Source organism: Kosakonia radicincitans DSM 16656, from assembly GCF_000280495.2.
Lineage (GTDB): Bacteria > Pseudomonadota > Gammaproteobacteria > Enterobacterales > Enterobacteriaceae > Kosakonia > Kosakonia radicincitans.
The window spans coordinates 1,996,224-2,010,255 of the sequence record NZ_CP018016.1 but is presented as its reverse complement, the minus strand read 5'-3'; the positions used below and the strand labels follow the sequence as shown (position 1 = coordinate 2,010,255).

Genomic DNA, 14,032 nt, shown 5'->3' with positions numbered 1-14,032 from the left:
CATTCCCGCTTATCTGGAGAGAAATACGATGTCTGATATTGAAATTATTTCGCCATTGCCAGGTATTTTTTACCGGCAACCCTCACCGGAGGCTGCACCTTTTGTTAAGGATGGCGATAAAGTCGAACCCGATACCATTATTGGTTTAATTGAAGTGATGAAGCAGTTCAGCGAAATATTCGCCGAGACTCGCGGCATAATAAGCGCCATCACCATACAAAATGGTGATGCCGTCGAACCCGGACAAGTGATCGCCATAATAAAAACCGATAACGAATAATCACTACGGAGGATTTATGACGGGGAAAATAAAAAAATTATTGGTCGCTAACCGTGGGGAAATAGCGGTGCGTATTATTCGTGCTGCGCAAACACTGGGGATCCCAACGGTGGCGGCATGCAGCGAGGCGGACAGTGAAAGCCTCGCGGCAAAACTGGCCGATGAGGTGTGCATTATCGGCCCGGCACCAGCCGCGCGCAGTTATCTCAACATTAATGCCTTACTGGATGCCGCCGCGCAAACCGGTGCAAATGCGATCCACCCTGGCTACGGTTTTCTGTCGGAAAATGCCCAGTTCGCCGAGCGGGTTGAACAGGCCGGGTATATTTTCGTCGGCCCCGACGCGCAAACCATTCGCGTGATGGGCGATAAAGCCGCAGCCCGCCGCACAGCAGCAGAAGCCGGTGTGCCAGTCGTTCCCGGCTCCCGGGTGCTGGAAACGGTACAGGCAGCGCAAGTTCGCGCCAGCCAGATCGGTTATCCCTGCCTGATTAAAGCCGCAGCCGGTGGCGGTGGTCGTGGTATTCGCGTGGTAGAAAATGATGAGGCGCTGGCGCGGGAATTCCCCGTTGCCCAGAGCGAATCGAAAGCCGCTTTTGGCTCAAGCGCAGTCTATCTCGAGCGTTTTATCGCCCGCGCCCGTCATGTTGAAGTGCAGATCCTCGGCGATGGCGAGCGGGTGATCCACCTGTTCGACCGCGAGTGCTCGTTACAGCGCCGTCGGCAGAAAATCTTTGAGGAAGCGCCCTCGCCTGCCCTGAGTCCTGCCCAGCGGGCCGCGCTCTGCGACAGCGCTGTGCAACTGGCGCGGCACCTACGCTACCGCGGAGCAGGCACGCTGGAATACCTGTTTGATGAAACGCGCGGCGAGTTCTGGTTCATTGAAATGAATACCCGTATCCAGGTGGAACACCCAGTAACCGAGATGGTAACGGGCATCGATCTGGTGCAGTGGATGTTACGCATTGCCAACGGTGAACCGCTAACGTTGGCGCAGTCGGATGTGCACCTGAGCGGCTGCGCTTGCGAAATGCGCATTAACGCCGAAGACCCCGACAAGAACTTCTTCCCTTGCCCTGGCCGGATAGACGCAGTGGTGTGGCCGGGTGGCGAAGGGATCCGTATCGACAGCCATGTCTTCAGCGGTTACAGCGTTCCCCCGTGGTATGACTCCTTGCTGGCGAAGGTAATTGCCTGGGGCCCCGATCGCGCCGACGCGCTGGCCCGCGCCCGCCAGGCACTCGGCGGGCTTGAACTGCGTGGCATCAAAACCACCGCCCCGCTGCATCAATGGCTGCTGCAACACCCGCAATTGCAGGCGGGAGAATTTACCACCACCACCCTTGAGCAGTGGCTGGCGGAGCGCGACAGTGCAGCCACGCCGCCGCTACAGGAGAGCCGTCGCTATGGCCAATAATCCGATTCGCTACTCGTTTGGCGGAGATGAGCATCTTTTTGCCGAAATTGACCAGTCAATGTCGTTAAATGCTTTTTTTCACGGCCTGACGCTGACGCGGGCACTGGAGGCATGCCAGCTCCCCGGAGTGCTGGATATTTGCCTGGCGAACGCCTCTTTCCAGGTACGCTTTAACCCGGACGTGCTGGCACCGCAAACGCTGCTCGACAAGCTGCAGGCGCTGGAAGCCGATAACGAAGGCGACACAACACTGGCGACACGCATTATTGAGGTGCCGGTGCTGTACAACGATCCGTGGACACACGAGACGTTAATGCGTTTTCGCGATCGCCATCAGGCACCGGAAGGCAGCGACCTCGACTATGCCGCACACATCAATGGTTATGCGGATAAAGACGACTTTATTGCCGCGCACAGCGGTACGCCGTGGTTCGTGTCGATGGTGGGTTTTGTCGCCGGATTGCCGTTTATGTACCAGATGGTCGGGCATGACAAACAGCTCCAGGTACCAAAATACCTGCGCCCGCGTACCGATACGCCCGGGTTATCCCTCGGTCATGGCGGCTGCTTCGGCTGTATCTACTCGGTGCGTGGCGCTGGCGGTTATCAGCTGTTTGGTATCACGCCAATGCCGATCTATGACCCGGCGCAACGTCTGCCGTATCTGCAAAGCGAAATGGTGTTCTTCAAAGCGGGCGACATTGTGCAGTTCCGCGCCATCGATCATCAGACTTATGACGACATCAGCGAACAGGTGAAAAAAGGCCTATTTTCCCCGCGCATTCGCGATGTGACATTTGTGCTTGCAGACTTTGTCGCCGATCCGCAGGGCTATCCTCAGTTGTTGAAAAGGGGGTTGTATGACCATCAATGTGATTAAGCCAGGCCTTGCCACCACGGTACAGGATGCAGGGCGTGAAGGCTATTACCACCTGGGCATTCCCCCCTCCGGCGCATTGGATCCGTATTCAATGCAGATGGCGAACCTGCTGGTGGGTAACGCAGCCGATGATGCGGTGCTGGAGATGACGCTGCTCGGCCCGGAGTTACATTTTTCCACCGATGCGCTGATCGCGGTGTGCGGCGCGGCGATGACGCCGATCGTTGACAATCAACCTGCTGCTACGCACAGCGCGCTGTATATCCGCGCCGGGCAACATCTGCGCTTTGCCCCGGCCCGCCAGGGATGCCGTGGCTATCTGGCGATTGCTGGCGGCCTTGATGTGCCGCGCGTCCTGGGAAGCCGCTCGACCTATACGCTGGGGGCGCTGGGGGGCTTTCAGGGGCGGCGACTGGCAGCGAGTGATGTGTTGAACGTGCATCCAGTGAACGCAGATCGCTTCCGCCGCGAAGGGAACACTGTTCCTGAGGCATTACTGCCGGTGCTGGAGAAATCCGTCACTTTGCGCCTGGTGCCGGGCCTCTATATCCACCGACTGACGGAAGCCGCGGTCGATACCTTCTTTGCCGACGACTGGTATGTCAGTACCGAAGCCGACCGCACGGGCTACCGTCTGAAAGGCGGGCAGCCGCTGGCGTTTAACCCACGGACACCACCGTTTGGCGCAGGCTCCGATCCCTCCAATATTGTCGATGCCTGCTACCCCATTGGTTCCGTTCAGGTACCAGGTGGGCTTGAGCCAATTGTCCTGCTGCGCGATGCAGTATCGGGCGGCGGCTATATGACGCTGGGGACCGTTATCAGCCCCGATCTGGCCATTCTTGGTCAGTTACAACCTAATCAACACGTCCGCTTTATGCCTGTGACGCTGGAAGAGGCGCTGGTTGCCCGCCGCCAGTCTCAACAGCGAATGGTGCAACTGGCGAACGTGTTGCGTTAACCCTGCCCGGGGCTTCGCCCCATGGCATCAATTTGATTGCGTGTTTCAGGAGGTTGCTATGGCTTCAGCTCCACAATCCCGCTCGGCGGAAAATGTTGGTCAGTCAGCGCTGCCGGAGCCGGCGCGCATGGGGAAATTCTCCCTCACCATGGCGTGGTGGGCGGTGTGCAGCGCCGTATTTTACATTGTGGTTGGCGCGTCTTTGGCACTGGCCTACGGGGCGATTAACGCCATTATCGGTATGGCGTTATCCGTTATTTCCTATGGTTTGATTAATGGCGTGATCAGTCGTTTTGCAATTCGCAGCGGCTTGTCTGTCGCCCAGTTCTCACGCCGCCTGTTCGGGCGGATGGGCGCATCGCTGGCGACGCTGATCTTCTTCTCTACGGCGATCTATTACGCCGTGTTCGAAGGCTCGGTGATCGCCTTCGCCCTCAACCACCTGTTCCCGGGTATGGTCTACTGGGCAGCGGCGGCACTGGTGGTGATATACAGCGTGCCGCTTATTTTCGGTAGCGTTCAGCACTGGCTGGATAAATTCAACGGTGTACTGCTGCCGTTTTACCTGGTGGGGTTGCTGGCGACGATCGTTGTTTCCGTGATGCATTACGGCTACCAGGCAAACTGGCTTGAGTATGGCCCGGCCAACCCTTCACGGTGGGGTTGGTGGAACTGCTTCACCTATTACATGGGCGTATGGGTATTGATGATGTACACCTTCGACTACGCCCGCTTTGGCCGTGAGGAAGACAGCCAGTATCACGCACGCTTTAACTTTGGTATGCCATTTTATCTGGTCACCTTTTTCCTGAATGGCGTAGCGGGAATTTACCTCGCCAGCAGTCTGCACGACGGTGGGGCGCTCAGCGAAACCGCCGTTGTAGTGGCGATATTAAATCTACTGGGCATTGCCGGGCTGGGGTTTGTCTGGGTGACACAGACACGGATCAACACTGCCAACTATTACCTGGCTACCGTCAATATGCAGGTCTTCTTCCACAGCTTGTTTAACCTCAAATTACCGAAGCTGGTCTGGGCCTGTGTGGTCGGTGTGGTGGTGTACATTCTGATGCTGGCGGATGTGTTCGCCTGGCTATTGCAGGCGCTGGCTTATCAGGGGGTATTTGTCGTGGCATGGGTAGGCGTGGCGCTGGCCGGGATTGCCCACAATGTACCGCACGACCATGAGCATGAGGCAATTAATCCGGTAGGCGTGGGCGCGTGGTTTATCAGCGTGGCGCTGGGGATTGTGCTGATGCAAGGGCCTGCGTCACTGGCCTCGTTCTCGGCGGTGGTAACCTTTGTCTCAGCCTGCGGTTTGTACACGCTGTTCAGCCAGTGGGCGCGGATAAGTGAAAATAAACTGCTCAAGCCCCGGCGCTCAGCCAGCGTCCGCCGCTGACAAGCACCGGAAAGCAGAAAAGCAAAAAGCTCGCTAAAAAGCGGGCTTTTTGCTTTTCTGCATTTATCAGTAATATCTCAGAACAGCCTTCCGGTCTGGCCAGCACTTCATCACGACAGCCTCAGGTCTATATTCCAGACGCTTGCCATATCAATAGCCCCACAAATAACGCCAGTTTTTTGTTCTTGCACCATCCAGCGAAACAGCAAAACCTGCTGCACTGGGATGGGCTATCGCTCATGTGGAAGATTAGACATTCCCTCTATTATCCTCTTCCACTGCCTGACTGATACGTTGCAGGATATCCGGAAAAGCGGACTGAACACGGCTCCAGCTGGGTATGAAGGGTTTCTCGTTCGGCCGTTTAATAAATGCCTCCCCTGCATCAAGGATTGCCTGGGTGAACATTTCCACCGCTGCCTCTTCAACATGCCGGTCAAAACTGAGGCCATTCATTATGGCTTCGTGGTTGTAGATCTCCATCATATCCAGCGCGTTGCGATAGTAGGTCGCTTTCAGCACGCGAAATGAATCACCGGTAAGGGGTACTCCCATGGTTGCCAGCTTGCGCAGCAGCGACTGCACAATGTCATTACTCATGCGTTTTAGCCCGCCGGTGCCATCTTCCTCCGCCAACGGCTGATGTTTGTGATCGTAATTATCGGTGATTTCGACCTGACAAGTCTGACGCGTGGTGTAGTTCCTGTAGATCTCTGATAACACGCCAATCTCTAATCCCCAGTCGCCGGGGATCCTGATGCCATTCAGCACGCGTGTGCGCATGGCGAACTCACCTGACAGCGGATAACGGAAACTGGTGAGATAGTCCAGGTATTCAGAATGGCCATACACTTTTTGCAGTGAACGCAAAAGTGGACCAACGAGCAAACGACCGACGCGCCCATTCAGTTTGCCGCCCTCAGCCCGGGCATAAAACCCCTTGCAAAACTCATACTGAAACGCCGGGTTGGCCAGCGGATACAGCAGGCGCGCCAGCATTCCGCGCTCGTAGGTGGTGATGTCGCAATCATGCAATGCTACACAGTGGGTGCGATCGGAAGCCAGCGTATAACCCGCACAGAACCAGACGTTGCGCCCTTTGCCTGGCTGTTCTGGCGCCAGGCCTTCTTTGCCCAGTTCGTCAGCCAGGCTCTTAAGGCGGGGACCGTCATTCCACAGAATGCGATGCCGCTGCGGTAGCCGGGAGAAAAACTCGCGCGCAAAGAGGAACTGCTGGCGATCGGCGCGATCAAGGCCAACCACAATTTCTTCCAGCCAGGGGACTTTCGCCAGCTCACTGACGATATTATCCATAGCCGGACCCTCCAGCTCTGAGAATAACGCAGGCAGAATCAACCCCATTTTTCGTTTTTGGGCAAAGCGAACCATCTCCTCTTCGAGGGATTCGACACTCCGGCGGGTAAGATTGTGAAAGTTAGTCAGTACACCATTCTGGTAAAAATCACTCATTGTTTATCCTCCGGTCTGGCACCCATTGCAGGGTTTAATAAAAAATAATCCAGCCCCTCACGCCAGCCTTCCGGGCCAGCAAGGGTGGTGTAATAAACGTGTTCTTCGTCAGCACGCGGCAAAACCACAGATTTTGTGCCTGTTCCCTTAATCACTACCGCATAATCGACGCGCGTCAGCATGGGGATATCGTTCGGGCCATCGCCTAACCCCATCGTAATCCGTGGTTTGCCCTCCTGCCGTTCAAGCTGTTGCTGCAACCAGACCAGCGCATGGCCTTTGTCACAACCTTCAGGCATAACATGCCAGAAACGTCCACCGCGGGTTAAGGCAAGCCCATACCCTGCCAGCGCAATACGGAAATCCTCGAGCCGTTGTTCATCATCTCGCCATAGCAGCACTTCCGATGCATCGCGCAGACGGCTCAGATGTGCCTCCGCCAGCGTCAGGCCCGTAGCGTCAGCGACATCCGCATCGCTTAGCTCATGAAAACCGGTAAAACAGAACCGGTGCCTGAGCGCTTCCAGATTCCGGCATAGCACACGGTACTCCTCGCCAGGGGTATCGGCTCCTGTCGCCTCCCCCGTCATCACGATACGGGCACCGTTTTCAGCAATAAACGGCGAACCCGCAATACCGAGCTGTTCCTGTAGCGGAACGATTTCTGCTGCGGTTTTGCTGGAACAGATGATTACCGGGATGCGAAATTGTTTCAGGCGTGCAAGCCACTGGCGGGCAGCATTCCAGTTGTAGTCATGATGATCCAGTAATGAGCCATCAAGGTCGCTTACAATCAGCAAGGAAGAATCAAGAGAGAGCATCATTACTCCTTCTGGCATACCCAGAGAAAACGAGTTAACGGTGCAATAAAAATCACCAATAAATGAGTTTTAAATCTTAGACCGATTATTATCATCGAATCATGAAAATAAATATTCAGTTACAATCGCTGCCATCGTTTTCCGACACAATTTAGTCCGCGACGCTCTCTTATGACTGTGTGGTCTTCTTATATTCCGGTGAGCTGACTCCCGGCAATGCTGGTCGGTTTTACAATACGGGCGGGAGGATAATGTGAATATCAACAACGACAAGCTCAATAATTACATCCCCGATAGGTATTGCGGAATAATATTTCATCCAGCAAGCAAATCCAGCGTGATTTATCCTGTAAAGTGCACGCTGCATACAATGTAAAATCACGCTGCCACTTAGGATAAGTCCTATTATTAAGCTTGCTCTGAAATCTTATGGAACTTTTTTATTTAACTCTCAGATGATAAGATTTTGCCGTTGCTATGGTATGGCATTAATTAATATAACTCATTTTATACGAAGGCGGTTCTTTATTAAACGAAAGTATAGTATGCGTATTAGCTGAAACACTATTTTTAATATAATAAAAACTTTTCCGCCTGCACCAGGGCGACCTGTCAGGGTGTAGATTTGTTGTCATGGATAACGCATATACGCGGTAGTTACGCCACCGTGAGAGTTTTTTATTTGTATCATGGTCTACATCGAAAAATGTGATTCTAATAAAGAATTTTAGAATATTTAATTTCTTAGCTACTTACTGGTAAAACCGCTCCCAGCCAGTGAAGCCAAATTGCAGCGATGTTTTCCTTTACCACCAGCTTCTGTTTCCTGGTAAATACTCTACCGCTATCAGATGGGGTGGGAATTGGAGACATAACAGTGATTCCTCGTTTTTTGTGCAAAGAAAATGGCGCGCTGAATATTCGCCTTATGGCCAGCAGCACCTTCTGCACAGCCGGAAAGATGCTGTGCCGTAGCGGAACAGATCACAGCGAGCGATGAAGGCGAAACGTTCGGCCAGTTGTCTCTGTTTCATTACGATCTGCCCGAAAAAATAACCATCCGGATTTCCTGCCTCAACGAAAAACCCCGTATTCAGACGACCCACGTCTGTTTATAAAAATGCTTCTTTTCACTGTTTCCCCAATTGTTTACGGAGAAAAAGGGGGGTTTGGCCTGCGTTATCCGCGCTCCGCCTAAAGATTCACCACCTGCTGCCGATAAATTCTGTGCAGTTATATTCACAACTGTTCTTTGGTTGTTTTTTCCACAACACAGGATGATCAACATGGACCCGATACAAATTGCCTCTCTGGCCAGCAGCCTGGACTCCTATCAGCTTGATAGCCAGGTCAGTACGCTGGTACTCAAAAAGGCGCTGGATGCTCAGCAGTCAATGGCTTCCGATATCATTCAGCAGATCCCGCAGTTACCATCCAACCCGGCAATTGGTCGTAATATCAATACCACGGCCTAATCCGGTCTACCCGCAGGCGCGAAAGGGAAGCCACTGCGCCAGTCGGTAAAATACCTCTGCAAGGCCCGTCATTGTGCGGGCCTTTTTCCTGCTCTTCGCTTGCTTAGCCTTCACAAACGGCGTAGCCTACAGCGAATTAAAACCAATCGGTCTAAATTATGAGTAGCGAAACGGCAGCGCGGGCAAAACCCCGTCGCGGACGGCCGCCAAAGGTAGAACGCGACTTCACGGATACCCGCCAGGAGCTGATTCGTTCTGGCCTCGAAGTGATCACCGAAACCGGCTATTTGTCGGCCGGCATTGATGCGGTGATCAAAAACATCGCCGTGCCAAAGGGCTCGTTCTACCACTGCTTTAAGAGCAAGCAGGAATTCGGTATGGCGGTGATCGACGCCTATGGCCGCTTTTTCGCACATAAACTCGACAAATTTTTACTCGATACGCAACTCGCCCCGCTGCAACGGATAGAGGCCTTCGTGCTGCATGCCGGTCAGGGGATGGCGAAATACGATTTCCGTCGCGGCTGCCTGGTCGGCAACCTGCTACAGGAAACACCGCTTTTACCGGAAGCCTTCCCCGAACGCCTGCAGGCGATCCTCCAGGAATGGGAAAGCCGCGTCGCACGCTGCCTGGACGAGGCAAAACTGCGCGACGAGCTGGCGACAGATGCACCGCCCAGCGAACTGGCGCGTCAGTTCTGGTCCGGCTGGGAAGGCGCAGTAATGCGCGCCAAACTGTTCCGCTCTGTGGAGCCCCTCAACCAGTTCTGGACGTTCTTCCGGCACAGTATTACAGCTAAATAACACCTGCACAGGACGGCAAAACTGCCGAATAATCAACGTTATCCGACGAGGAAAACGCAGTCATGAAAGCATTAGTTCTGGAACAGCTTGAGAATAAAACCCTAGCGGAAGTCAAAGACGTGGCGCTGCCTGCGCTGGCCGAGGGCGATGTCCGGGTCGATATTGACTGGTCCAGTCTCAACTACAAAGACGCGCTGGCCATCACCGGTAAAGGCAAAATCATTCGCCAGTTCCCGATGGTGCCAGGCATCGATTTTTCCGGCCGCGTCAGCGAAAGCCGCGACCCGCGTTTTGTACCGGGCCAGGCGGTCATTCTCACCGGCTGGGGCGTGGGTGAAAACCACTGGGGCGGCCTTGCGGCGCAGGCCTGCGTGAAAGGCGACTGGCTGGTGCCTCTGCCGGAAAGTTTAAGCGCGCGTCAGGCGATGATCATCGGTACCGCTGGTTTTACCGCCATGCTGTGCGTCATGGCATTGCAGGAAGCCGGGGTGAAACCGCAGGATGGTACGGTGCTCGTCACCGGCGCGAGCGGCGGCGTGGGCAGCACCGCCGTGGTACTGCTGAAAGCGCTGGGTTACACCGTGGCCGCCGTTACTGGCCGCGAATCGACCCACGATTTCCTGCGCCAGTTGGGTGCTGACGAGATCCTGCCACGCAGCGATTTCGAACAGACGCGTCCGCTGGAGAAACAACTGTGGGCCGGTGCGATCGATACCGTCGGCAGCCATGTGCTGGCAAAAGTGCTGGCGCAGACCAACTATGGCGGTTGCGTGGCGGCCTGCGGCCTGGCGGGCGGTTTCGATCTACCGACGACCGTGATGCCGTTTATCCTGCGCAACGTGCGTCTGCAAGGCGTGGATTCAGTCATGGTGCCGACGGCGCAACGTCCGGCAGTATGGGAAAATCTCGCCCGCATCCTGCCGCAGAGCTACTACCAGCAGGCGGCGACTGAAATCGCGCTGGAACAAGCCCCGGCAACCGCCGCCGATTTCCTGCAAAACAAAATCCAGGGCCGCACGCTGGTGAAAATCAGCGGCTAACCCCTTTCCCGGCGCGCACTGTTGCGCCGGGCGCTTCCCCCGTTTCCTCTGAATCCCTGTCCGCACGGCTTTTGTTTCACATTCCTGTGACATACTATCGGGAACCGCCGCAGAAGCAGACAAGGAGATAATGATGAATAAAGGTGCACACCTGACACCTGAGCAGGCGCTGGATCAACTGGAGGCGCTGTACGACCGCTCGGTCAACGCACTGCGCCACGCCATTGGCCGCTATATTGAAAACGGTGAACTCCCGGCGGCTGAAGCCCGCGCACAAGGGTTGTTCGTCTACCCATCGCTGTCGGTAAGCTGGAATGGCAGCGCAACAAAACCGCCAAAAACCCGCGCTTATGCCCGCTTCACCCACTCCGGCTGCTACACCACCACCGTCACCCGCCCTGCACTGTTTCGCGCCTATTTACTCGAACAATTAACATTACTGTGCCAGGACTACGGCGCGCAGATCGAAGTGGGTCTTTCAGCCCATGAGATCCCCTACCCGTATGTGATTGATGGTTCCGAGCTGACGCTGGATCGCTCGATGAGCGCCGGTCTGACGCGCCACTTCCCGACCACCGAGCTGGCGCAGATTGGCGATGAAACTGCTGATGGCCTGTTCCACCCGACCGAGCTGTATCCGCTGTCGCATTTTGATGCCCGCCGCGTGGATTTTTCGCTGGCGCGCCTGCGCCACTACACCGGCACGCCGGTCGAGCATTTCCAGCCGTTTGTGCTGTTCACCAACTACACCCGCTATGTGGATGAGTTTGTGCGCTGGGGCTGCAACCAAATCCTCGATCCAGAAAGCCCCTATGTTGCGCTCTCCTGCGCGGGCGGGCACTGGATCACCGCCGATACCGAAGCGCCGGAGCAGGCGATTTCCGATCTGGCATGGAAAAAACATCAGATGCCAGCCTGGCACCTGGTGACCGCAGACGGCCAGGGGATCACGCTGGTGAATATTGGCGTCGGGCCGTCAAACGCCAAAACCATCTGCGATCACCTCGCCGTGCTGCGCCCGGATGTCTGGCTGATGATTGGCCACTGTGGCGGATTGCGTGAAAGCCAGGAGATTGGCGATTACGTGCTGGCGCACGCTTATCTGCGCGACGACCATGTGTTGGATGCGGTACTGCCGCCGGATATCCCGATCCCGAGCATCGCCGAAGTACAGCGCGCATTGTACGACGCCACCAAAGCAGTGAGCGATATGCCAGGCGAAGAGGTCAAACAACGCCTGCGTACCGGTACTGTAGTGACCACCGACGATCGTAACTGGGAGCTGCGCTATTCCGCCTCGGCGCTGCGTTTTAACCTGAGCCGCGCCGTGGCGATTGATATGGAAAGCGCCACCATTGCCGCACAGGGTTACCGCTTCCGTGTGCCTTATGGCACGCTGCTGTGCGTGTCGGATAAACCGCTGCACGGCGAGATCAAACTGCCCGGCCAGGCAAACCGTTTTTATGAAGGGGCAATTTCCGAGCACCTGCAAATTGGTATTCGCGCGATTGACCTGCTGCGGGCGGAGGGCGATCGCCTGCACTCCCGTAAGCTGCGCACCTTCAACGAACCGCCGTTCAGATAAGAAAAAAGGACTCACTATGCAAACCCCAACACCGTTACAGGCGTTACGCGACCAGCTTGTCGCGCTGGAGCTTGACGGTATCATTGTGCCGCGCGCCGATGCGCATCAAAGCGAAGACTGCGCCCCGCACGATAATAAATTACAGTGGCTCACCGGTTTTACCGGCTCGGCCGGGCTGGCGCTGGTACTGCGCGATCGCGCGTTAATGTTTGTCGATGGTCGCTACCAGGTACAGGTACGCAGCGAAGTGGATCTGCATGCCTTTGAAATCCATCACCTGCACAACGAGCCGCTCGATCAGGTTCTTGCTTCGTTTCCTGCAGGAAGTCGCATCGGTTTCGAACCGCTGCTGATGGTCAACAGCCAGTTCACCGCTCTTGACGCCACGCATTGTGAACTGGTGGCGCTGACGCACGATCCGTTCGCTGCCATCTGGCGCGATCGCCCGGCAGCACCCTGCGGCGTGATCCGTGAAATGCCCGTCGCCATCAGTGGAGAAAGCAGTGCCGATAAACGCGCGCGTATTGCGCAAGTGCTGGCGGCGAAAGGGGCGGATTATCTCGCCATCACCCTGCCGGATAATATTGCCTGGCTGCTGAATATCCGCGGCTCCGACATTGCGATGAACCCGGTGGCGCACTCTTTTGCTCTGCTGAGCCGTGATGGCACGGTGGAGTGGTTTGTCGATCCGCGCAAAACAGCGGCTCTGTCTGCTGAACTGAAGGCCACGCTGACGCTGAACGATTTCGATGCCTTTCTGCCGCGCTGCCAGCAGATTGCGCCGGGCAAACGCATCCTGCTCGACGGTGATTTTGCCCCCGTCGCTCTGCGTTTTGCTATCGAACAACAGGGTGGTGAAGTGCTGTGGAGCGCGGATCCGATCACCTTTATCAAAGCGCATAAAAATCCGGTGGAGCTGGCGGGCTACCGTGAAAGCCACCAGCAGGATGGCGCGGCGTGGGTGAATTTTCTGGCGTGGCTGGCGCAGGAAGTTCCGGCGCGTGAAGCTGCGGGTAACCCGGTCACCGAACTGGAAGCTCAGCAGAAGCAACTGGAATTTCGCCAGCAGCAGGTCGGGTTTATCGAGCAGAGTTTCAGTACCATTTCGGCCTCTGCCAGCAACGCCGCCATGTGCCACTATCACAGCAGCGAAAAAACCAACAAAGCCATCACCCGCGCGAATTTTTACCTGAACGACTCCGGCGGTCAGTACCAGAACGGCACCACTGACGCCACGCGTACCCTGTCGTTTGGCCCGTTGGACGCGCAGCAGCGCCTGCACTACACCGCCGTGCTGAAAGGCTTTTTGTCGATGTTTACTCTGCAATTCCCTGCCGGAACGCACGGCCATCAGCTTGATGCCTTTGCCCGCCGCGCGCTCTGGGATCTGGGGCTGGATTTCGATCACGGCACCGGACACGGCGTCGGTCACCAGTTGCTGATCCACGAACAGCCGCAGCGCATTGCCAAAAAGGTCAACCCGTGGCCGCTCAGTGCCGGTAATATTATGACCATCGAACCGGGTTACTATCTGGCGGATCGCTACGGTATTCGTATCGAAAATCAGGTGGAAGTGGTGGAAAGCCAGCCCGGTTTCTGCCGCTTCGCGTCCCTGACGCTGATCCCCATCGATTTAAGCCAGGTGGAGTGGAGCCTGCTGAGCGAACAGGAGAAACAGTGGCTGGATGATTATCACCAGCAGGTGCGTGAAATACTGTTGCCGCGGGTCAACAGCAACGCCCGCGAGTGGCTGATTGCCGCCACCGCGCCGCTGCGCGTGCAGGCAAGTTAACTCATGGCGCCGGGGCAACCCGGTGCTGATGGTTGCTGAACGCTGAAAAGCAAAAAGCCTGCGCGTAAACAGGCTTTTTAAATTACCGCACGACAGCAGCTCGGGC

Annotated in this window: 11 protein-coding genes and 1 pseudogene; 10 read left to right on the top strand and 2 right to left on the bottom strand. The window is 55.9% G+C overall.

All coding sequences use genetic code 11. The features are described from left to right. Nucleotides 1-28 precede the first annotated feature (28 nt). Genes Y71_RS09765 through Y71_RS09745 form a run of 5 tightly spaced genes read left to right on the top strand, consistent with a single transcriptional unit; the run spans nucleotide 29 to nucleotide 4,940 of the window. Nucleotides 29-280, top strand: a complete 252-nt coding sequence (locus tag Y71_RS09765; RefSeq protein ID WP_007371386.1) for an acetyl-CoA carboxylase — start codon at nucleotides 29-31, stop codon at nucleotides 278-280. A gap of 16 nt (nucleotides 281-296) precedes the next feature. Further along, entirely contained in the window at nucleotides 297-1,697 is a 1,401-nt protein-coding gene (locus Y71_RS09760) for an acetyl-CoA carboxylase biotin carboxylase subunit (protein WP_007371385.1), read from the top strand. Further along, nucleotides 1,687-2,577 carry a 5-oxoprolinase subunit B family protein gene (locus Y71_RS09755; RefSeq protein WP_007371384.1) on the top strand — a complete coding sequence of 297 codons (891 nt, stop codon included), beginning with the start codon at nucleotides 1,687-1,689 and terminating at the stop codon, nucleotides 2,575-2,577. Before Y71_RS09760 ends, Y71_RS09755 begins: the two co-directional genes overlap by 11 nt. Next, nucleotides 2,558-3,538 (top strand): 5-oxoprolinase subunit C family protein, encoded by a 981-nt coding sequence (locus Y71_RS09750; protein WP_007371383.1) that lies wholly within the window; start codon nucleotides 2,558-2,560, stop codon nucleotides 3,536-3,538. The genes Y71_RS09755 and Y71_RS09750 overlap by 20 nt, the downstream gene beginning before the upstream one ends. Nucleotides 3,539-3,596: 58 nt before the next feature. After that, nucleotides 3,597-4,940 (top strand): purine-cytosine permease family protein, encoded by a 1,344-nt coding sequence (locus Y71_RS09745; protein WP_007371382.1) that lies wholly within the window; start codon nucleotides 3,597-3,599, stop codon nucleotides 4,938-4,940. 249 nt (nucleotides 4,941-5,189) lie between these two features. Here the strand turns inward: Y71_RS09745 and Y71_RS09740 are convergent, their stop codons facing one another. Together Y71_RS09740 and Y71_RS09735 are read right to left on the bottom strand one after the other, a co-directional pair. Next, on the bottom strand, nucleotides 5,190-6,410 hold the full coding sequence (locus tag Y71_RS09740; protein WP_007371381.1) for a glycosyltransferase family protein: 1,221 nt from the start codon (nucleotides 6,408-6,410) through the stop codon (nucleotides 5,190-5,192). Continuing rightward, a complete protein-coding gene (locus Y71_RS09735) occupies nucleotides 6,407-7,231 on the bottom strand; it encodes a mannosyl-3-phosphoglycerate phosphatase-related protein (protein ID WP_007371380.1) in 825 nt (274 codons plus the stop codon). Before Y71_RS09735 ends, Y71_RS09740 begins: the two co-directional genes overlap by 4 nt. 1,286 nt (nucleotides 7,232-8,517) lie before the next feature. Between Y71_RS09735 and Y71_RS09730 the strand changes: the two genes are divergently transcribed. The 5 genes and pseudogenes from Y71_RS09730 to Y71_RS09710 all read left to right on the top strand — a co-directional run bounded on the left by Y71_RS09730 (nucleotide 8,518) and on the right by Y71_RS09710 (nucleotide 13,926). Beyond that, nucleotides 8,518-8,706 carry a YjfB family protein gene (locus Y71_RS09730; protein ID WP_007371378.1) on the top strand — a complete coding sequence of 63 codons (189 nt, stop codon included), beginning with the start codon at nucleotides 8,518-8,520 and terminating at the stop codon, nucleotides 8,704-8,706. A gap of 158 nt (nucleotides 8,707-8,864) precedes the next feature. Then, nucleotides 8,865-9,541: pseudogene (gene acuR, locus Y71_RS09725) on the top strand (acrylate utilization transcriptional regulator AcuR). Nucleotides 9,542-9,571: 30 nt separating this feature from the next. Then, complete coding sequence (acuI, locus tag Y71_RS09720) at nucleotides 9,572-10,549, top strand: acrylyl-CoA reductase (NADPH) (protein ID WP_007371376.1); 978 nt, start codon at nucleotides 9,572-9,574, stop codon at nucleotides 10,547-10,549. Nucleotides 10,550-10,679: 130 nt separating this feature from the next. After that, the gene (locus Y71_RS09715) at nucleotides 10,680-12,134 is read left to right on the top strand and encodes an AMP nucleosidase (protein ID WP_035890079.1); all 1,455 of its coding nucleotides are present in this window, start codon (nucleotides 10,680-10,682) and stop codon (nucleotides 12,132-12,134) included. 16 nt (nucleotides 12,135-12,150) lie between these two features. After that, nucleotides 12,151-13,926, top strand: a complete 1,776-nt coding sequence (locus Y71_RS09710; protein ID WP_007371374.1) for an aminopeptidase P family protein — start codon at nucleotides 12,151-12,153, stop codon at nucleotides 13,924-13,926. Nucleotides 13,927-14,032 lie beyond the last annotated feature (106 nt).